This window comes from Agromyces bauzanensis (genome assembly GCF_014645655.1).
GTDB lineage: Bacteria > Actinomycetota > Actinomycetes > Actinomycetales > Microbacteriaceae > Agromyces > Agromyces bauzanensis.
In genome coordinates this window covers 1-18058 of the sequence record NZ_BMMD01000007.1, presented here as the reverse complement: position 1 = coordinate 18058, position 18058 = coordinate 1, and the positions used below count along the sequence as shown (strand labels likewise).

Below are 18058 nucleotides of genomic sequence, written 5' to 3'. Positions count from 1 at the left end.
CGGGGCGCTTCGACTGCCGCAGTCTATAGCGTTGCCGAGCGGTGCTCGGTTCCGCGCCTAGAGGGTGTCGTCGAGGGCCGAGCGCAACAGGTGCTGCAACGAGTCGAGCTGCACCGAGTCGGCGGAGCCGGGCTCGACGTCGCTTCCGTCGAGCGCTCGCAGGGCGAGGCCCTGCTTCGAGTCGATGAGCTCGGCGATGCGCGCGTCGATGGTGTGCGCCGCGATGATGCGCCACGCCGTGACCGGCTCGTCCTGGCCGATGCGGTGCACGCGGTCGATCGCCTGCGTCTGCTCGGCCGCGGTCCAGCTGAGCTCGGCGAGCACCACGTTCGAGGCGGCCTGCAGGTTGACGCCGACGCCGGCGGCCGTGAGCGAGCAGACGGCCACGGCGACCTCGGGGTCCTTGTTGAACGCGTCGATCGCGGCCTGGCGCTGCAGCGCCGTCTGGTCGCCGCGCAGCGAGACCGTGCGGAGCTCACGGGCGGCGAGGGCGGCCTCGGCCTGGTCCATGACGTCGATGTGCTTGGCGAAGAACACGACCTTGCCCACCGACCGCGCGAGCTGGGCGGCGTAGTCAGCCGCGAGGCCCGCCTTCGCCTGACCGATCTTCCGCACCATGGTGAAGACGTTCTCTCCCGACTTCGCCGACTTCGACTCCTCGAGCTCGGCGTGTGCGACGGTGCGGATGAACTGGTCGCGCAGGTCGTCGTCGAGGCTGCCGATGCGGAGGTTCCGCGACTCGACGAGCGCACGGAAACGGCCCACGAGCCGATTGCCGAGCTCGCGCTCGGCGGCGCGCACCGAGCGCCCGAGTTCGTCGTCGAGCTCCACGGGCAGGTCGGCGATGCGCTTGGCCGGCAGGTCTGCGGCGACGTCGACCTTGCGGCGACGCACGATGCCGAGGTCGATCACGATGCGCCGGGCCTCGGGGTAGAACCCGAGGTCGGCGGGCGTGAGGCCCGTCTCCTCGAGCCTGCCGAGGAGCGCCGGAGACGGCTTGTCGCCCTCGATCCAGCCGAGGAACTGCCAGATCGCCCGGAAGTCGTCGACGTCGTTGATGAGCGGCGTGCCGGTGAGCGCGAGCAGCAGCGGGTCGCCGCCGGGCGTCGTGCGACGGATCCGGTCGGCGAGCGCGAGCACGTTCCGCGAGCGCTGCGACTGCAGGTTCTTGATGAAGTGCGCCTCGTCGACGACCATGCCGCGGAAGCCGAGCGTCGACAGCCACGCCATGTGCCGGTCGAGCACGTCGTAGTTCACCACGACCACGTCGGCGAACGCGTCGAGGGTGTCGCCGTCGCCGTGGATGACGGTGGCCCTGCGGTGCGGGGTCCAGCGCTCCACTTCGCGCGCCCAGTTCATCTTCACGACATTGGGCACGACCGCGAGCAGCGGATACGCGTCGGCGACGGATGCCGCCAGCACCGACTGGGCGGTCTTGCCGAGACCCGGCTCGTCCGCCAGCAGGAACGAGCGGTGGCCGAGCCGTGCCGCCTCGATGAATCGGGCCTGGTGCTTCATGAGCTCGAGGCCGCGTGGGGAGAGCCGGTCGACCGCGGGCGCCTCCGGCAGATCCATCGAAGCGGCCTGGCCCCCGGAACCGATCTCGAACGACTTGAACAGCGGGCCGAGCAGCTCCCAGTTCGCGAGCCGGCGCACGGGCACCATGGGCGACGCGGCGCGCGAGAAGTCCGGCGGGAGGAACGGGTTCGCGAGCTGGCGTGCCCGCACGGACGCCGGGATGACCTGGTTCTCGGCAAGTTCGGGTGCGGGCGCGGCGATCTCGCGCGTGATGATGAGCTCGTCGGGACTGAGCTCAGCCCCCGACTCGAGCAGCCAGTCGCGGCGGAAGCGCTGCGCGACCGTCGAGATCGAGGCATCGGGCTCGAGCAGCGAGATGAGGCTCGTGTCGCGTGCGGCCGTCTTCGCGAGGATCTGCGCGATGCCGTCGAGGCGCTTGAGGAGCTCGGCACGGGCGGCGTCGGTGAGGTCGGGGTCGGCCTTCACTCGGGCACGCTCCTCCCGCATGAGGAGCGCGATCACCTGGAACTTCGTGCGGTTCGTCGGTCCGAGCCTGCCCTTCTGGGCCTTGGTCTCGACTTCGCGCACCTTGCGCGCGAGGATCGGGATGATGGGCGCGTCGTCGTCACGCGATCGAGTGCGCTGACGCTGCCTCGTCTGCTGGGCCATGGTCCTCCCGTTTCTGGCCGACTGCTGCGCGCCTCCTGCACCGGGTCGCGGTGGCCGGGCCGCTCGGGGCATCGGAGCCCAGCTCGCGGTACGCCGAATCCCGAACCGAGCAGCACATGGACTGAGTCCACGCGGTCGGCCGAAGAACGGATTCGTCGGGCGCCCTGCCATTCTAGCGGTTCCGCGGCGCGGTCGGCGACGCGGATCCGAACGCCGCGGCCGCGAGCGCGCCGCCAGCGGCGAGGCCGGGCGTCTGGCGCACGGTGCGGAGGGCCGCGTCTCCGCCTATGCTTCAGGCATGGACGATCTCGCGGGGGCGGACGTCACGCCCGAGGACGACGAATTCACGGTCGCGCAGGACACCGAGTTCGAGGAGGGCGAACTCGCGTTCGAGGACGACGAGCGCACGCTCGACGACAGCCTCGACGACGAGGTACCCGGCGTCGACGAGGAACGCCGGGTGCCGCTCGCCGACGAGCCCGCGTCCGCCGACGAGGACTGACCGCCGGGATCTGGCCTCTGCGGCGTCAGACGCCGCCACCGCCGCCACCGCCGCCACCGCCGCCCGACGAGCCACCGCCACCCGATCCGCTCGACGACGAACTCGAGCTCGATCCCGACCACGAGGCGCTCGATGCGGCCGTGAACGAGGAGACGGATGCCGCGAACAGCCCCGCGTTGAAGCCGTCGCGCCCGGCGTACCACGAGGGGCTCTCGCCGCGCTGCTCGTACAGCGCCGCCAGTTCGCGACTCCACTCCCGCTCAAGGCCGAAGAGCACCGCGTAGGGCAGGAGTCGCTCGTGGAGCTTCAATACCACGGCCGAATCGACCGTTGCCGTCGTCGCACCTGGGCGGTCGACGCGCAGGGCGCCGCTCGGGCTCTGCAGCACGCGGAGGCGGTCTGCCTCGGCGAGTCGGATGTACAGCCGGAGGCCCTCGAGGTGATCACGGAGCCCACGGCCCGCCTCGGTGAGGGGGCGTACGACGGCGACCGCGATGATCGCCGTGATCGCCGCGGCGATCGCGACGATGAACAGCAGCGCGGGCCACGCGCCGCCCATGTTGTCGTCGATCGCGACGATGCCGAAGACGAGGCTGAGCGTCGCGAAGGCCCCCGCGCCGACCGCCAGCAGCACGCGGATCCCCAGGTCGGGCCTGCGGCGCAGGCCCATGGTGACGACGCCCTTCCCGACGCGCTGGCGGATCGCGAGCAGGCGCTTGCCGAGCGTCGTGTCGCGGGTCTTCAGGTCTCGGCGAGCGCCCCGCGTCGGCAGGCCGCTGAACAGTGCCGACACGACCGATCGGGCGTCGGCGTCGCCCGCCTCGCCGCCCATGAACTCGACGGCGTAGCGCTTGCGGCCGGTCTCGACGATCCGGAGCTCCCCGTCGACCGCCCGCTCGAGGATGGTCGCCGTCACGCCCTTGCCCGACTGGCCGACGAGGTCGGACGACACCATGGCGCTCACGCGCGGCGGCTCGTACTGCGCGATGATCGTGCCGCGGCCGGGGTGGTCGCGCCAGCGCGTGAGCCGCAGCACGATCGCCGCGACCATGGCCGCGACGGCGCCGACCGCGCCGACCGCGCCCGTGACGGCCGCGGCCGAGGCGCCGAACGACTCGTCGCGCGGCTCGAACGTGGCGGCGTCGAAGCCGACCGCGATCGTGAGGTTCTCGTACGGTCCGAGGCCGGCCGCCTCCGCGGTCACGACGGGCGGCATCGACTCAGCGGCCTCGAGCGACTCGCAGGGCGTCGAGGAGCCCTCCCATCCGCGGTAGCACGCCACGGCGCCCGTGAAGCCCTCGGCGACCTCCTCCGACATCCGCAACTCGGCGCGGACGCGCCCGAACGGCTGCGCCCAACCGGTTCCGTTCACGTCCCAGTAGAACTCGTCGAGGTCCGCGTCATCGGGCTCGAGCGTGACGTTGTGCTGGCGGTAGCTGATGACGTAGGTCTGCTCGCCGTGCACGTAGTCGTCGGCACGGATCGTGATGAGCAGGAACACGCCCTCCTCGTCGCGCTCCACCTCGAACGGCCGCGGCGTGCCGGTCTCGTCCGTCACCGAGTCCACCCGGATGTCGGTCGGGTGCCCCTGGTAGCGCAGCGGGATCGCCCGCCGGATGCCGCGATTCTGGTCGAACTCCGGGAAGACGGCCACGAGGGTCTCGGTCGTGTCGAGCACCGAACGCAGGTTCTCGTCGCGGCTCAGCTCGTACACCGCGTCGAAGGACGCGAACGAGAAGTCGTCGACATCTGCGGGCAGTGCCGTGACGGATGCCGCGGACCCGGCGGCCGCCGATGCGACCGGAACCGCGGCGGCCGCCCCGGCGGGGCCCAGCGCGAGCGCGAGGACGGCGAGTGCGAGGACGGCGCGAACGGAGGCACGGACCATGCCCCAACGGTATCGCCCCGCGCGCCGCGTGATACCTCAGAGGGGTACATGGACCCGCGCGGTATCCTGTTGTAGTGATCGACGACATCAAGAAGCGCGCCCTGCACCGCACGAAGATCATCGAGGGTCAGCTCCGCGGCATCGAGAAGATGATCGAGAACGAGGACTACTGCGTCGACATCATCACGCTCTCGCTCGCGGTGCAGAAGTCGCTGGGCTCGCTCAACAAGCTGCTCGTCGAGAACCACCTGCGCACGCATGTCACCGACATGTACGAGGCGGGCGGAGACCAGCGCGACGACGCGGTCGCCGAACTGCTGCGCATCTTCGAGCTCTCCAACAACCGCGGATAGCCGGCGGATGCGGCGCATCGAGATCGTTCTCGGCGACATCACGCGCGAGCGCGTCGACGCCATCGTGAACGCCGCGAACTCGAGCCTGCTCGGCGGCGGTGGCGTCGACGGCGCGATCCACCGCGCGGGCGGGCCGGCGATCCTCGAGGAGTGCCGACGGCTCCGCGCGACCTCCCACCCCAACGGGGTGCACACGGGTGAGGCCGTGGCGACCAGGGCGGGACGGCTGCCGGCGCGATGGGTCATCCACGCCGTCGGCCCGGTCTGGCCCGGGCCCGGCCCCGAGGCGGACGAACGGCGGAAGCTCCTCGCGAACGCGTACCGCAACTCGATCGACCTCGCCGCCGAGCTCGGCGCGACCTCCGTCGCCATGCCGGCCATCTCGGCCGGGATCTACGGCTGGCCCGCCGACGACACCGCGGTCGTGGCGCTCGACGCGGCGACCGAGGCAGAGCGGGCACCGGCCCTCGTGCGCTTCGTGCTGTTCTCGGCGCGCATGCACGACGAATTCCACGAGGCCGCCGATCGGCTCGGCCTCGACGTGGCCTGAGCCTCGATCACGTCCCGGGCGCGGTGACCGCGAGCCTCTCGTCGAGCTCGCTCGGCTGGTCGGTGATGATGCCGTCGACGCCGAGCTCGCTCACGTCCTGCCACGTCTCGTGCGTGTTCAGGGTGTAGCAGAGCACCGCGACGCCCGCCTCGAGCAGCGCCTCGAGCGCGCCCGGCACGGCGGTGACGGATGCCGCGGTCGTGCCGAACCCGATGACGCCGAGTCGTTCGCCGAGTGCCACGGGCTCGGCGGGCAGCTCGCGGATGAGCATGATGCGCGGCGTGGTGGGCGACACCTGCTGCACGGCGAAGAGCGTCTCGAGGCTGAAGCTCTGCAGCACCACCCGGCCGCGCAGTCCGTGGCGTTCGACGAGGTCGACGACCCGGCGGATCTCCTCGACCCGCCAGTCGGCCTTCAGCTCGACGAGTGCTCGGGCGGTCTCCCGATGGGCGAGCGCCGCGGGAGACGATCAGCCCGCCCTGCTTCGTGACGCGGTGGTCGAACGGGTCGGAGACCAGCCGGCTCACTCGTCCGACGCGCCGTTGCTCCCGGACACGCGCCGCCTACCGCAGGCTCTTCGTGTGCCAGACCGTCTTCGTCTCGGTGAACGCGCTGATGCGCCCGAGCGCCGGCGCCGCGGCATCCGGACCCTGCTCGGGGCGGAGCACCCGCTTCAGCGTGTCGGCCGCCTCGATCTCGAGCGAGATCCAGTCGAGGTCGCCCGCGCCGACGAGGTCGAGCGCGTTCACGTCGGCGTGGCTCGCGAGCCACGGCGCGATCTCGGCCGGCGAGCCCGTGAGCACATTGACGACGCCCTTCGGCACGTCGCTCGTCGCGAGCACCTCGGCCAGGCTGATGGCCGAGAGCGGGAACCGCTCGCTCGCGACCGCCACGACCGAGTTGCCCGCGACGAGCGCGGGAGCGACCGCGGAGACGAACCCGAGCAGGGAGGAGTCCTGCGGCACGACGATGGCGACGACGCCGGTCGGCTCGGGGACCGAGATGTTGAAGTACGGCCCGGCGACCGGGTTGGCATTGCCGGCGACCTGGGCGAACTTGTCGGCCCACCCCGCGTACCAGACCCAGCGATCGATCGACTCGTCCACCTGGGCGGACGCCACGGCGCGCGTGACGCCCTCGGCCTCCTCGATCTCCGCGATGAACTGGGCCCGGCGCCCCTCGAGGAGCTCGGCGATACGGTAGAGCACCTGGCCGCGGTTGTAGGCGGTCGCTCCGCCCCAGCCCGAGACGGCGGCGCGCGCGGCCACCACCGCATCGCGGGCGTCCTTCCGCGATGCCTTCGCGGCATTCGCGAGGAACGCACCCGAAGCCGAGACGACCTCGTAGGTGCGTCCGGATTCGCTGCGCGGGAATGCGCCGCCGATGTAGAGCTTGTAGGTCTTCGGCACGGCGAGGCGGCTCACTTCGCGGCTCCCTTCTTCGCGGGCTTGGCGGTTCGGCGGGTGCGACGCGCCGGCTTCGCTGCGGTCTCGGTTGATCGAGTAGGCCGCTCGGAAGCCGTATCGAGATCAGCGGGTGCTGCGGCCGCACCGGTCTCGAGACGGCGCTGCGCGCCTCCTCGACCAGTGGAGAACTGCGCGCCTCCTCGACCGACGGTCGCCGCCGGCGCGAGGTACGCGGCAAGGCCGTGGCGTCCGCCCTCGCGGCCGTAGCCCGACTCCTTGTAGCCGCCGAACGGCGAAGCGGGGTCGAAGCGGTTGAACGTGTTGGCCCAGACGACGCCCGCACGCAGCTGATCGGCGACCGCGAGGATGCGACTGCCCTTATCGGTCCAGATGCCGGCGGACAGGCCGTACGGCGTGTTGTTGGCCTTCGCGATCGCCTCGGCGGGCGTGCGGAACGTGAGCACCGAGAGCACCGGCCCGAAGATCTCGTCACGCGCGATGCGGCTCGAGGTCTGCACGTTCGTGAAGATGGTCGGCGCGTACCAGAACCCGTTCTCGGGGATCTCGCACGGCGCGCTCCAGCGGTCGGCCCCCTCGGCGACACCGATCTCGGAGAGCTCGTGGATGCGCTCGAGCTGTTCCTTCGAGTTGATCGCGCCGATGTCGGTGTTCTTGTCGAGCGGATCGCCGAGCCGGAGGGTCGCCAGGCGAAGCTTCAGCCGCTCGACGACCTCGTCGTGGATGTTCTCCTGCACGAGCAGGCGCGAGCCTGCGCAGCACACGTGGCCCTGGTTGAAGAAGATGCCGTTGACGATGCCCTCGATCGCCTGGTCCATGGGCGCGTCGTCGAACACGATGTTCGCGGCCTTGCCGCCGAGTTCGAGGGTGACCCTCTTGTCGGTGCCGGCGATCTGCTTGGCGATCGCGCGCCCGACGGCGGTCGAGCCCGTGAAGGCCACCTTGTCGACACCGTCGTGCGCGACGAGCGCCGCCCCGGTGTCGCCCGCGCCCGTGATGATGTTCACGACGCCGGGCGGGAGCTCCGCCTGCTGCAGGATCTCGGCGAAGATCAACGCCGTGAGCGGGGTGGTCTCGGCGGGCTTCAGCACCACGGTGTTGCCGGCCGCGAGCGCCGGCGCGATCTTCCACGCCAGCATGAGCAGCGGGAAGTTCCACGGGATCACCTGTGCGGCCACGCCGAGCGAACGGGGGTCGCCGCCGAGGCCGGCATGGTCGAGCTTGTCGGCCCAGCCCGCGTAGTAGAAGAACCACGCGGCCACGAGCGGGACGTCGACATCGCGCGATTCCTTGATGGGCTTCCCGTTGTCGAGCGACTCGGCGACGGCGAGCTCGCGTGAGCGCTCCTGCACGAGTCGCGCGATGCGGAAGAGGTACTTGCCTCGGTCGCGGCCGCTCATCCTCGACCAGGTGCGGTCGTAGGCGCGGCGGGCCGCGGCGACGGCGTCCGCGACATCCGCCTCGTTCGCGTTCGCGATCGTGGCGATGTGCTCCTCTGTCGCGGGCGAGATGGTCTGGAAGGGCGTGCCGCGGCCGTCGACGAACTCGCCGTCGATGAAGAGGCCGTACCGGTCGCGGAGCGAGAGGATCGCTCGCGACTCGGGGGCCGGGGCGTATTCGAGAAAGCTCATGTCGTCCTCAGTCTCATGCGATCGAAGGGTCAGTCGATCGTCACGTAGTCGGCGCCGGAGTAGTGCCCCGACGTGATCTTCTGGCGCTGAAGGAGCACGTCGTTCAGGAGGCTCGATGCGCCGAACCGGAACAGGTGCGGCTGGAGCCACTCCTCGCCGGCCGTCTCGGCGACGGTGACGAGGTACTTGATGGCGTCCTTCGAGGCGCGGATGCCGCCCGCGGGCTTCACGCCGATGCGCTGACCGGTCATCAGGTGCCAGTCGCGCACGACCTCCAGCATGAGGAGCGTGACGGGCAGCGTCGCGGCGGGCTGCACCTTTCCGGTGGACGTCTTGATGAAGTCGCCGCCCGCGAGGATCGAGAGCCACGACGCGCGGCGGACGTTGTCGTAGGTCATGAGTTCGCCGGTCTCGAGGATCACCTTGAGACTCGCGCTCGTGCCGTCGGGGCGGCGGCAGGCCTCCTTCACGGCCGCGATCTGGTCGAAGACCAGCCCATACCGCCCGGCGAGGAACGCGCCGCGGTCGATGACCATGTCGATCTCGTCGGCACCGGCCGCGACGGCCTCGGCCGTGTCGGCGAGCTTGATGTCGAGCGAGGCTCGCCCGGACGGGAACGCCGTGGCGACCGCCGCGACGGCGATGCCGCCGTCATCGGGATCGCCGTGGGCCGCGCCCAGCGCATCGACGGCCGACGGGACCATGTCGCCGTAGACGCAGACGGCCGCGACGCGTGGCGTTGTGGCATCCGCCGGATCGGCGTTCAACGCCTTCGCGACGAGCGAGCGCACCTTGCCGGGGGTGTCGGCGCCCTCGAGGGTGGTGAGGTCGATGAGCGAGATGATGCGGTCGAGCGCCCACTTCTTGGACGTCGTCTTGATGGAACGCGTGCCGAGCGCGGCGGCGCGCTGCTCGAGTCCCACCGCATCGACGCCCGCGATGCCGTGCAGGTAGCGCCGAAGGGTGGCGTCGTCGGATTCACCCCCGAGCACGGCGAGCGCGCGCTCCCGGGCGGTGACGAGGGAGGTGCCTGCGCTGATCGGAGCTGGCATGGTTGCGACCTGGCTTTCCGTGTTGGTGGCACTGGCGCGGACGGTGGCGACGCGCGTCAGCCGTTGAGCAGATGGAGGGCGGTGGCCTCATCGGTGACGAGGACGGAGCAGAGGCCGCTGCGCACGACCGCGTCGGCGACGGCGTGCTTGGCGCTGCCGGCGATGACCGCGACGGCGAGCTCGGCGGAGCGGAGCTCGTCGAGCGTGAGCCCGACCGTGCGCGCGTCGAGCGCCGGGTCGACGATGTTGCCGTCGGAGTCGATGTAACGTCCCACGATGTCGCCGACGGCGCCCTTCTGCACCAGTACGTCGACGTCGGCGGGTGAGAGGTAGCCGCTCTCGACGTGCACCGAGCTGTGGTCGGCCGCGCCGGCACTGAACAGGTAGGCGTCGGCAGAGCGCGCGAGCTCGATGACGGCCGCGACGACGCGATCGGACTCGATGGCCTCCTTGGTGGCGAGCCGTTCGAGGATGGCGGGGCTCGGCAGGAGCGTGGCGCTGCCGCCGCCCTTCTGCGCGATGCCCACGGCGGTCGCGGCGGCGGTGCCGGGGCGCCGGTTGAGGCTCACGCCCCCGTTGATCTGCACCACGTTGACGCCCGTGGCCCAGCCGCTGCGGAGGTGTTGCGAGATCTCGAAGAGGGTGCGGCCCCAGCTCACTCCGAGGGTGCGTGGCACCGGCCGGATGGCCGTGAGGTAGTCGGCGGCGGCCTGAGCCGTGCGCTCCTGCAGCTCTTCGGGCGACTGCACGCCCGCGGTCGAGACGACGATCGCGTCGGCGAGCCCGCGCTCCTCCCGGAGCCGCCGCTCGATGGGCAGCCGTCGCGCCCGCGGGTGCAGGATCTCGATGCGGATGAATCCGCGCTGCTTGGCCTGTGCGAGGAGTCGGCCGACCTTCCACCGGGTCAGGCGCAGCGCCTGCCCGATCTCGTCCTGCGTCTTGTTCTCCTCGTAGTAGAGCTCGGCCGCCCGGATCGAGAGCAGCTCGTCGACCTCGTCCACATGCATCCTTCCACCTCGAGTTCCAGCGTAGGCAGCCCGGTGCGCATCGGCAACGCTCGCGGGTGATCCTGCTCACATGAGCAACGGGGCCGGGATGCCGCGCGCCTATGCTTGGTGCCATGCAGCGGGCCCTGGCACTCTCGGTCGACTTCGGGGGCACCAAGGTCGAGGCCGCCCTCGTCGACGATCGTGGGCGACTCCTGCCCGGTTCCCGGCACCGACGCCCCACGGGCGCGGCCGCGACGAGCGACGAGCTCGACGCCTCGGTGCGCGAGGTCGTCGAGGCCTCGAGGGCAGCCGTGCCCGACGGCACCGTGCTCACGGGGGTGGGCGTCGGGGCGGCCGGTCCGGTCGACGCCGAGCACGGCCTCGTGTCGCCGCTCAACGTGCCGGCCTGGCGCGATCACCCGCTCGCGGCATCCATCGCCGGACTCGTGCCCGACGCGCCCGTGACGCTTCGGATCGACGGCCTGTGCATCGCGCTCGCCGAGTACTGGGTCGGCGCGGCCCAGGGCGTCCCGAACCTGCTCGGCATGGTCGTGTCGACGGGGGTCGGCGGCGGCCTCGTGCTCGGCGGGCGTGCCGCCCCGAGCCCCACCGGCAACGCGGGGCACATCGGACACATCGAGGTCGGCGGCTTCGACGACGCCTGCCCGTGCGGCGGACGCGGCTGCCTCGAGGCGGTCGCCTCGGGGCCGCGGACCGTGGCGTGGGCGCGGACACGGGGCTTCACCGGCTCCACCGGCGAGGAGCTCGCCCGCGCGCACGAAGCGGGTGATCCCGTCGCCGTCGCCGCGGTCGCCCGGGCAGGCTCCGCGCTCGGGCATGGCGTGGCATCGGCCGCGAGCCTCCTCGACCTCGACCTCGTCGCGATCGGCGGCGGGTTCTCCCGCGTCTCTCCCGCGCTCTTCGAGCACGCCCGCACCGCCGTCGCCGAGCGCGCGGCGTTCCCGTTCGTCTCGCGCGTGCAGATCGTGCCGTCGGGTCTCTCCGACGAGGGGCCGCTCATCGGGGCGGCCGCGCTCGTGCACCGCCCCGAGTTCCTCGCCTGATCCGGCGACGTCAGGTCCGAGACCGCTCGTCCTCGAAGACCGCGGCCGCGACGCGACGACCCCCGCGATCGCGACGACCCCCGCGATCGCGACGACCCCCGCGGAGCCGAGCAGGACGAGGAGCGGCCAGAACCAGCCGCCGGTGAGGTCTCGAAGCACGCCGACCGCGAACGGCCCGACCGCGACCATCAGGTAGCCCACCGACTGCACGACCCCCGAGAGCGCGACCGCTCCCTGTTGCGTGCGGGTGCGGAGGTTGACGATCACGAGCGCGAGGGGGAACAGGAGCGGGCCGATGCCCGCGAGCGCCACCCAGAGCCACGTCGCCACGGTCGGGGCGAGGATGAGCCCCGAGTACCCCGCCACGATCGTCGCGGAGGCGATGCCGACCAGGAGCCCAGCCCGCGGCATCCGCCACCGGCACCGCCATCTGCACGCGACTGACGCCGGATGGACGATCGGGCACGGGCCCGCGCTCGTCGGCACGGCGCACGAGCTCATCCGCTTCCTCGCCGGCATCGGCACGGAGGCGCCGCGGCCCGCTCGCGACGGCGAGATCGGCGAGGAGTGAGCAGAGCGGCGACGGTCGAGCCGGCTCAGTCCACGAGCACCGCGCGGGCCTGGTCGACGTCGCCGCGCATGGTCTCGACAAGATCGGGGATGTTCGTGAAGGCGACCATGCCGCGCAGTCGCTCGACGAACTCGACGTCGACGACGTGATCGTAGAGGTCGAGGTCGCGATCGAGCACGTAGGCCTCGACCTGCTTCTTCGGCACCCCCTCGAACGTCGGGTTGTCGCCGACCGAGATGGCCGCGGGATACCTCGTGCCCGCATCGGTGAGCCACCCGGCGTAGACGCCGTCGGCGGGAATCAATCCCTCGGACTCGGGACTCAGGTTCGCGGTCGGGAATCCGAGCCCGCGACCGCGCTTCGCGCCGTGCACGACGATGCCCGAGACGGTGGGCGCGTGGCCGAGGAGCTCGGTCGCGTGCCGCACGTCGCCCTCGGCGAGGAGCTCGCGGATCCACGTCGACGAGACTCGACGACCCGACTCGGGCCGCACGTCGTCGACGACCTCGACCCGGAAGCCGAACGTCGCGCCGAGGTCGACGAGGAGGTCGACGTCACCGGCGCCACGCGCCCCGTAGCGGAAGTCGGCGCCCACGAGCACGGCCTTCGCGTGCAGCGCGTCGACGAGCACGCGCTCGACGAACTCGGTGGCGGGCACCGAGGCGAGCGCCCGGTCGAACGGAAGCAGCAGCGTCGCGTCCACGCCCGTCGAGCCGAGGAGCTCCAGCTTCTGCCGCACGCTCACGAGCGAGTCGGGGCACTTCTCGGGGGCGAGGAGCTCCAGCGGATTGCGGTCGAACGTCACGACGACCGACCGCAGGTCCTCGGCGGCGGCGATGTCGTGCACCCGGTCGATGACCGCGCGGTGACCCGTGTGCACCCCGTCGAACTTGCCGATCGTGACGACGCTCGGGCCGAAGCCCGGTGGGACGGCGCCGAGGCCCTCGAACGTCCTCACGCGGCATCCGCCCCGCTCGCACCTTGCGGCGCCGCTGACGCGGGGGCCGCCGGGCGGTGCTTCGCGAGCCACCACATGCCGAGCACGGGCAGCACGAGCGGGATGAACAGGTACCCGCGTCCGAACCACGACCACACCGCGTCATGCGGGAACAGCTCGGGGTACACGACGCTGAGCGTGCCGACGACGATGACGCCCGTGAACTCGAAGACGATCGTCGCCCACGCGACGCGGTACCAGCCTCGGCCCGGGCGAACGAGCGCCACGGTTGCGAGCACGTAGACGGTCGCTGCCAGCGCGGAGAGCGTATAGGCGAGCGGCGCCTCGTCGAACTTGGCCACGATCTGCACGAAGGATCGGCCCAGCGCGGCGAGCGCGAGCACGCCGTAGACGGCCACGAGCACACGCCCGATGCCGCTCATCCGGCGCCCACGTTCGGTCTCGGGCCGGGCACTCTGCACGTCAGTCATGTCGATCGATTCTCTCAGACGCGGCTAGGCCTGCTGCACGGTCCAGATCTGCAGCATGCGGTACACCATGACCGCGACGGCGAGCGCGGCGACCCCCAGCACGACGGTCGACCAGCGGCTGCGCTCGAGCAGTCCCCAGAAGATCGCGCCGGGCGGGAGCAGCAGTGCGCCGACGAGGTACGTGTAGAACTCGAGGAGGCTTCCGGTGGCCTCGTTTCCGAACGCGGGCGCGGCGATGGCGACGACGAGCTGCACGACGAGCAGGACCTCGACGAGCGCGAGCGCGCCGTTCGTGACATCGTTCGGCGCGCGTCCGGCGAGGCCGAGCACGATGCAGACGAGCCCCGCCGCGACGGCGACGGCGAGCTGCACCCACGTGAACCACTCGATCATGCGCCGGCCTCCTCGGATGGGAACCCCGTCACGACCTTCAGCGCCTCCCCGCGCCGCTCGACGATCGCGACGAGCCGGTCGTCGGGGCCGATCGCGGCGACGGCGTCGCCGGGCGATGCGGCGAGGGCCCGGGATGCCTCGATGCGCTTGCCGTGTCCGAGGTCGGTCGCCTGCTGGGCGGTGAGCCGCACGACGGGCAGCGCCCGGCTCGCGGCATCCGCCGGGCTCATCAGCGAGGCCCCGACGTCGAGGGCCTCGAGCTCCGCGGCCGCGTCGACGTCGAAGGCGCCGACCCTGGTGCGCCGGAGCGCCGTGAGGTGGCCGCCTGTTCCCAGGTGCTCGCCGAGGTCGCGCGCCAGCGCCCGCACGTAGGTGCCCGACGAGCACTCGACGCGCACGTCGGCATCGATGAACCCGTCACCCCGGCGCATCGCGAGGAGCTCGAACGCCGCCACGGTCACCGTGCGCGCCGCGAGCTCGACCTGTTCGCCGTCGCGCACGCGCTGATACGCGCGCCGGCCGTCCACCTTGATCGCGCTGATGGCGCTCGGCACCTGGTCGATGACGCCCGTGAGCCGCCGCATGCCGGCGGCGATGGCCTCCTCGGTCACCGCGTCGAGCCGGTCGGCGGATGCCGCGGCGATCGGTTCGCCCTCGGCGTCGTCGGTCGTCGTGCCCCACCCGAGCCGAATCGTGGCGAGGTACTCCTTGTCGAGGCCGACGAGGTGGTGCAGGAGCCTCGTCGCGTGGTTCACGCCGAGGACGAGCAAGCCGGTGGCCATGGGGTCGAGGGTGCCGGCGTGCCCGACCTTGCGGGTGCCGGCGAGGCGGCGCGTGCGTGCCACCACGTCGTGGCTCGTGATCCCCTTCGGCTTGTCGACGAGGAGGATGCCGCTGTTCACGCCGTACAGGCTAACAGCCCGTGCACCGCCGACCGCCCCGGAGGCCGGCGCCCCCCTACGCTGGGAGGGTGAGGATCGGGATCATCGGCGCCGGCGCGCTCGGCGGCACGTTCGCGGCGCTGCTCGTCCGGGCCGGGCACGAGGTCGAGGTGACGGCCCGCGGTGCGGGGCTCGAGGCGATTCGCTCCGGCGGCATCCGGCTGACGGGAGGGTACGGCGAGACGCACGCACGCGTCACCGCCTCGGAGGTGCTGGCCGCACGCCCGGGCCTGGTGCTCGTGTGCACCAAGGCACAGGACGCCGCGGCCGCGATCGAGGCGAACGCCGCGGTCGTCGACGGCGTGCCCGTCGTCGTCGTGCAGAACGGCCTCGAGGGCGTCGCGACGGCATCCCGGCTGCTTCCGCGCTCCTCGTGCATGGGCCTGCTGTCGATCATCGCCGCGAACTACACCGAGCCGGGGGTCGTGCGGGTCACGACGCCCGCGACGAGCTACCTCGGCCGCGGCGACGGCCCGCCCGACGACGAGAGCCGGCGCACCGCCGCCGTGCTCTCCGAGGCCGTCCCCGTCGTCGCGATCGGCGGCTTCCGCGGCGCCCAGTGGACGAAGCTCATCGTGAACATGCTGAACGCCGTGCCCGCGATCGTCGGCAGAAGCGTGCAGGACGTCGTCGACCATCGGCGACTGCGCCGGGTCGTCGCCGCGTCGATGCGCGAGGCGGTGCGGGTGGGCCTCGCGCGCGGCATCCGCTTCGGGTCGCTGCAGGGGCTCGGCGACCGCCGGCTGCGGCTGTTCGCGCGCCTGCCGCTCGCGCTCGGCCAGCTCCTGCCGTGGCTCATGCGCGTGCGCATGGGCAATGTGCCCAACCTGGGGTCGACGCAGCAGAGCCTGCGCCGCGGCCAGCCCACTGAGGTCGACTACCTCAACGGGGCCGTCGTGCGCGAGGCATCCGCCGCCGGCCTGGAGGCGCCCGTCAACGCGGCGCTCACGGCGCTCGTGCACGAGGTCGAGGCGTCCGGAACGGGCCTCCCCGTCGAGCGCGTGCTCGCCGCCCTCTCGGCGTGACCGCGGCGCCGACGCGGCGTGACGAGCACGGCTCAGCAGCTGTCGAAGAACCGCCGCCTCGGATGCTCGGGTTCGCGGTCGTCGACGACCGCAGACGCCACGAGCCGCGGGTCGCTCTCGGCGTACGCGAGCACGTCGGCGGGATCGACGGGCTCGCCGTCGAGCGCGATGCGGAAGTCCCACAGGTCGCTGAGCCGCGGCCGAAGCAGGAAGCGACCGTCGATCGCCAGGATCGCGTCGGCCGGTCCCGTGAGCCACTTCGGCTCGACCCAGGCGTCGCGCGACGGGTCGAACACGCTCGTCACGAACGCCGTCGACCCGCCCATCCGGAACGGCTCGACGAGCACGCGACGCAGGGCCGACTCGTCGAAGCCGTAGCGGTAGTAGCGGGCAGGTGTGTCCTCACCGAAGTCGCCCTGCGCCTCGCGTGATCGGTGGAAGCCCTCCATGCTGGCGCGGAACACCCGGTGCCCACGCTCGCGGAGCACCGCGGCGAGGTCGTCGGCGAACCGTGTCTTTCCGCTCCGGAGCGGCCCGTCGATCGCGACGATCATGCGTCCGCGCCCGTAGTGCTGCAGGATCTCGTCGGCGAGCCCTCGGAGGAACGTGACGCGCGGCGTGGTGACGAGCTCCATGCCAAGGAGCCTAGCTCCGCGGCATCCGGCCCGACATAGGCTGAGTGGATGCCGCGTTCCGATACCGCCGACCTCTCGGCCGCCCTGAACCCGTGGTTCGCACATGCCGCGCGTCCGCTGCCGTGGCGGGCTGCGGAGGTGTCCCCGTGGGCCGTGCTCGTGAGCGAGTTCATGCTGCAGCAGACCCAGGTCGCACGCGTCGTGCCGCGCTGGGAGGCGTGGATCGCACGGTGGCCGACGGCCGCCGCGCTCGCCGCCGAGCCGCCCGCCGAGGCGGTGCGGGCGTGGGACCGTCTCGGCTACCCGCGGCGGGCGCTGTGGCTGCACCGCGCGGCCGTCGAGGTCGTGGAGCGGCACGGCGGCGAGGTGCCCTCGGCACTCGACGACCTCCTCGCCCTGCAGGGCGTCGGCCCGTACACCGCGCGGGCCGTCGCGGCGTTCGCGTTCGGGATGCGGCATCCGGTGGTCGACACCAACACCCGGCGCGTCATCGCGCGAGCGACGCTCGGACAGGCCGAGCCGGGGCCGCCGTCGGCGGCGCGCGACATCGCGACGATGTCGGCGTTGCTGCCGGAGTCGGATGCCGCGGCGCGCGTGTTCAACGCGGCCGCCATGGAGCTCGGCGCCACGGTGTGCACGGCGCGATCCCCGCGCTGCGACGTGTGCCCGATCGCGACGGCGTGCGCGTGGCGCGGTGCGGGCCACCCGTCGTACGCCGGGCCCCGGCGCGCGGTGCAGTCCCGGTTCGCGGGTTCGGACCGGCAGGTACGCGGGCTCGTCATGCGGGAGCTGCGTGCGGCGCACCGACCGGTCCCCCGCGATGAGCTCGACGCGGTGTGGTCGGATGCCGCACAGCTCGCGCGGGCGCTCGCGGGCCTCGTCGACGACGGGCTGGCGGTTGCCGGGGACGACGGGGCGCTCGCGCTGCCCGACGCCTGACCCGGGCGGACGGGCGCCGGGGCCGGCCGCACCCGGGCGATGTCCCCCGAATCACACCGGCGCGCCGCACGACTCCCCGCCCCCGGACTGGGGGGCCCGATCGGATGACCCAGATTTCGGCCAGGTTAATTCCGTGACGAATCGTCATGAACTCGCCAAGGAACGCCACGGTCACGGCGCCGCGAGTCGGATGCGAATGCGAACCGAATCGGCGGAGCAGACCCGGCACACTAAACCAATCATTACATCCTCTGAACTGGCATTTCTTGGTCGATTGCACGGCGTGCGAACCGGTCATGGGCGAGGGGCCCGATGTCTCTCCACTTCCGAGAGCGCCTCGTTGCCGGACTCCACAATCCCCCGTTGAGGGGGTGTTGTCGGCTGACGTTCCGCACTTCTCGATCGCGTTTTGGGCCCCCGCTTCACTGGGCTTCGGTCGAGTTGTAGACGTTGGTGGGGATGTGTAGGAGGTCCAGGACCTGCTGT

Annotated in this window: 19 protein-coding genes; 7 read left to right on the top strand and 12 right to left on the bottom strand. The window is 71.9% G+C overall.

Going from position 1 to position 18058, the window contains the following annotated elements; all coding sequences use genetic code 11:
- Positions 1 to 57 precede the first annotated feature (57 nt).
- On the bottom strand, positions 58 to 2187 hold the full coding sequence (locus IEX31_RS07555) for a DEAD/DEAH box helicase (RefSeq protein ID WP_188742827.1): 2130 nt from the start codon (positions 2185 to 2187) through the stop codon (positions 58 to 60).
- Positions 2188 to 2485: 298 nt separating this feature from the next.
- Here IEX31_RS07555 and IEX31_RS07550 point away from each other — a divergent pair, with 298 nt between their 5' ends.
- Complete coding sequence (locus IEX31_RS07550) at positions 2486 to 2689, top strand: hypothetical protein (protein WP_188742826.1); 204 nt, start codon at positions 2486 to 2488, stop codon at positions 2687 to 2689.
- A 25-nt stretch (positions 2690 to 2714) separates the two neighbouring features.
- Here the strand turns inward: IEX31_RS07550 and IEX31_RS07545 are convergent, their stop codons facing one another.
- Positions 2715 to 4577, bottom strand: coding sequence for a DUF2207 family protein (locus IEX31_RS07545; RefSeq protein WP_188742825.1), 1863 nt, complete (start codon positions 4575 to 4577; stop codon positions 2715 to 2717).
- Positions 4578 to 4651: 74 nt separating this feature from the next.
- Here IEX31_RS07545 and IEX31_RS07540 point away from each other — a divergent pair, with 74 nt between their 5' ends.
- Positions 4652 to 4930, top strand: coding sequence for a metal-sensitive transcriptional regulator (locus tag IEX31_RS07540; protein ID WP_188742824.1), 279 nt, complete (start codon positions 4652 to 4654; stop codon positions 4928 to 4930).
- Between the two features lie 7 nt (positions 4931 to 4937).
- Positions 4938 to 5480: an O-acetyl-ADP-ribose deacetylase gene (locus IEX31_RS07535; RefSeq protein WP_188742823.1), complete on the top strand. Its 543-nt coding sequence runs from the start codon at positions 4938 to 4940 to the stop codon at positions 5478 to 5480.
- A 7-nt stretch (positions 5481 to 5487) separates the two neighbouring features.
- Here IEX31_RS07535 and IEX31_RS07530 read toward each other — a convergent pair whose 3' ends face one another.
- The 5 genes from IEX31_RS07530 to IEX31_RS07510 form a co-directional block, all read right to left on the bottom strand.
- Positions 5488 to 5898: a glycerophosphodiester phosphodiesterase family protein gene (locus IEX31_RS07530; RefSeq protein WP_188742949.1), complete on the bottom strand. Its 411-nt coding sequence runs from the start codon at positions 5896 to 5898 to the stop codon at positions 5488 to 5490.
- A 145-nt stretch (positions 5899 to 6043) separates the two neighbouring features.
- Complete coding sequence (locus IEX31_RS07525; protein ID WP_188742822.1) at positions 6044 to 6904, bottom strand: aldehyde dehydrogenase family protein; 861 nt, start codon at positions 6902 to 6904, stop codon at positions 6044 to 6046.
- Positions 6901 to 8535 (bottom strand): aldehyde dehydrogenase family protein, encoded by a 1635-nt coding sequence (locus IEX31_RS07520; RefSeq protein WP_229662180.1) that lies wholly within the window; start codon positions 8533 to 8535, stop codon positions 6901 to 6903. Before IEX31_RS07520 ends, IEX31_RS07525 begins: the two co-directional genes overlap by 4 nt.
- Positions 8536 to 8564: 29 nt before the next feature.
- Positions 8565 to 9587, bottom strand: coding sequence for a deoxyribose-phosphate aldolase (deoC, locus tag IEX31_RS07515; protein WP_188742821.1), 1023 nt, complete (start codon positions 9585 to 9587; stop codon positions 8565 to 8567).
- A gap of 56 nt (positions 9588 to 9643) precedes the next feature.
- Complete coding sequence (locus IEX31_RS07510) at positions 9644 to 10594, bottom strand: sugar-binding transcriptional regulator (protein WP_229662179.1); 951 nt, start codon at positions 10592 to 10594, stop codon at positions 9644 to 9646.
- A gap of 113 nt (positions 10595 to 10707) precedes the next feature.
- On the opposite strand from IEX31_RS07510, the gene IEX31_RS07505 reads away from it, so the two are divergent.
- A complete protein-coding gene (locus IEX31_RS07505; protein ID WP_188742819.1) occupies positions 10708 to 11640 on the top strand; it encodes an ROK family protein in 933 nt (310 codons plus the stop codon).
- A gap of 295 nt (positions 11641 to 11935) precedes the next feature.
- Positions 11936 to 12211, top strand: a complete 276-nt coding sequence (locus IEX31_RS07500) for a hypothetical protein (protein WP_188742818.1) — start codon at positions 11936 to 11938, stop codon at positions 12209 to 12211.
- A gap of 25 nt (positions 12212 to 12236) precedes the next feature.
- On the opposite strand, the gene IEX31_RS07495 is transcribed toward IEX31_RS07500, so the two are convergent.
- The 4 genes from IEX31_RS07495 to truB are packed head-to-tail and all read right to left on the bottom strand — an operon-like array spanning position 12237 to position 14934.
- Complete coding sequence (locus IEX31_RS07495) at positions 12237 to 13169, bottom strand: bifunctional riboflavin kinase/FAD synthetase (protein WP_188742817.1); 933 nt, start codon at positions 13167 to 13169, stop codon at positions 12237 to 12239.
- Complete coding sequence (locus IEX31_RS07490) at positions 13166 to 13639, bottom strand: hypothetical protein (RefSeq protein ID WP_229662178.1); 474 nt, start codon at positions 13637 to 13639, stop codon at positions 13166 to 13168. Before IEX31_RS07490 ends, IEX31_RS07495 begins: the two co-directional genes overlap by 4 nt.
- A 24-nt stretch (positions 13640 to 13663) precedes the next feature.
- Positions 13664 to 14032, bottom strand: coding sequence for a hypothetical protein (locus tag IEX31_RS07485; protein ID WP_188742816.1), 369 nt, complete (start codon positions 14030 to 14032; stop codon positions 13664 to 13666).
- Complete coding sequence (gene truB / locus IEX31_RS07480; protein ID WP_373285509.1) at positions 14029 to 14934, bottom strand: tRNA pseudouridine(55) synthase TruB; 906 nt, start codon at positions 14932 to 14934, stop codon at positions 14029 to 14031. The genes IEX31_RS07485 and truB overlap by 4 nt, the downstream gene beginning before the upstream one ends.
- Before the next feature lie 68 nt (positions 14935 to 15002).
- Here truB and IEX31_RS07475 point away from each other — a divergent pair, with 68 nt between their 5' ends.
- A complete protein-coding gene (locus IEX31_RS07475; RefSeq protein ID WP_188742815.1) occupies positions 15003 to 15998 on the top strand; it encodes a ketopantoate reductase family protein in 996 nt (331 codons plus the stop codon).
- Between the two features lie 32 nt (positions 15999 to 16030).
- Here IEX31_RS07475 and IEX31_RS07470 read toward each other — a convergent pair whose 3' ends face one another.
- Positions 16031 to 16633 carry a nucleoside/nucleotide kinase family protein gene (locus tag IEX31_RS07470; protein WP_188742814.1) on the bottom strand — a complete coding sequence of 201 codons (603 nt, stop codon included), beginning with the start codon at positions 16631 to 16633 and terminating at the stop codon, positions 16031 to 16033.
- 48 nt (positions 16634 to 16681) lie between these two features.
- On the opposite strand from IEX31_RS07470, the gene IEX31_RS07465 reads away from it, so the two are divergent.
- Positions 16682 to 17572, top strand: a complete 891-nt coding sequence (locus tag IEX31_RS07465) for an iron-sulfur binding domain-containing protein (protein ID WP_188742813.1) — start codon at positions 16682 to 16684, stop codon at positions 17570 to 17572.
- Positions 17573 to 18058 lie beyond the last annotated feature (486 nt).

What these genes read in the sequence shown, in the direction of transcription:
- IEX31_RS07520 (WP_229662180.1), bottom strand. Translation starts at nt 8,535, where the DNA reads ATGAGCTTTCTCGAATACGCCCCGGCCCCCGAGTCGCGAGCGATCCTC.
- IEX31_RS07490 (WP_229662178.1), bottom strand. Translation starts at nt 13,639, where the DNA reads ATGACTGACGTGCAGAGTGCCCGGCCCGAGACCGAACGTGGGCGCCGG.
- IEX31_RS07510 (WP_229662179.1), bottom strand. Translation starts at nt 10,594, where the DNA reads ATGCATGTGGACGAGGTCGACGAGCTGCTCTCGATCCGGGCGGCCGAG.
- IEX31_RS07555 (WP_188742827.1), bottom strand. Translation starts at nt 2,187, where the DNA reads ATGGCCCAGCAGACGAGGCAGCGTCAGCGCACTCGATCGCGTGACGAC.
- IEX31_RS07485 (WP_188742816.1), bottom strand. Translation starts at nt 14,032, where the DNA reads ATGATCGAGTGGTTCACGTGGGTGCAGCTCGCCGTCGCCGTCGCGGCG.
- IEX31_RS07545 (WP_188742825.1), bottom strand. Translation starts at nt 4,577, where the DNA reads ATGGTCCGTGCCTCCGTTCGCGCCGTCCTCGCACTCGCCGTCCTCGCG.
- IEX31_RS07470 (WP_188742814.1), bottom strand. Translation starts at nt 16,633, where the DNA reads ATGGAGCTCGTCACCACGCCGCGCGTCACGTTCCTCCGAGGGCTCGCC.
- IEX31_RS07535 (WP_188742823.1), top strand. Translation starts at nt 4,938, where the DNA reads ATGCGGCGCATCGAGATCGTTCTCGGCGACATCACGCGCGAGCGCGTC.
- IEX31_RS07550 (WP_188742826.1), top strand. Translation starts at nt 2,486, where the DNA reads ATGGACGATCTCGCGGGGGCGGACGTCACGCCCGAGGACGACGAATTC.
- IEX31_RS07500 (WP_188742818.1), top strand. Translation starts at nt 11,936, where the DNA reads ATGCCCGCGAGCGCCACCCAGAGCCACGTCGCCACGGTCGGGGCGAGG.
- deoC (WP_188742821.1), bottom strand. Translation starts at nt 9,587, where the DNA reads ATGCCAGCTCCGATCAGCGCAGGCACCTCCCTCGTCACCGCCCGGGAG.
- IEX31_RS07465 (WP_188742813.1), top strand. Translation starts at nt 16,682, where the DNA reads ATGCCGCGTTCCGATACCGCCGACCTCTCGGCCGCCCTGAACCCGTGG.
- IEX31_RS07505 (WP_188742819.1), top strand. Translation starts at nt 10,708, where the DNA reads ATGCAGCGGGCCCTGGCACTCTCGGTCGACTTCGGGGGCACCAAGGTC.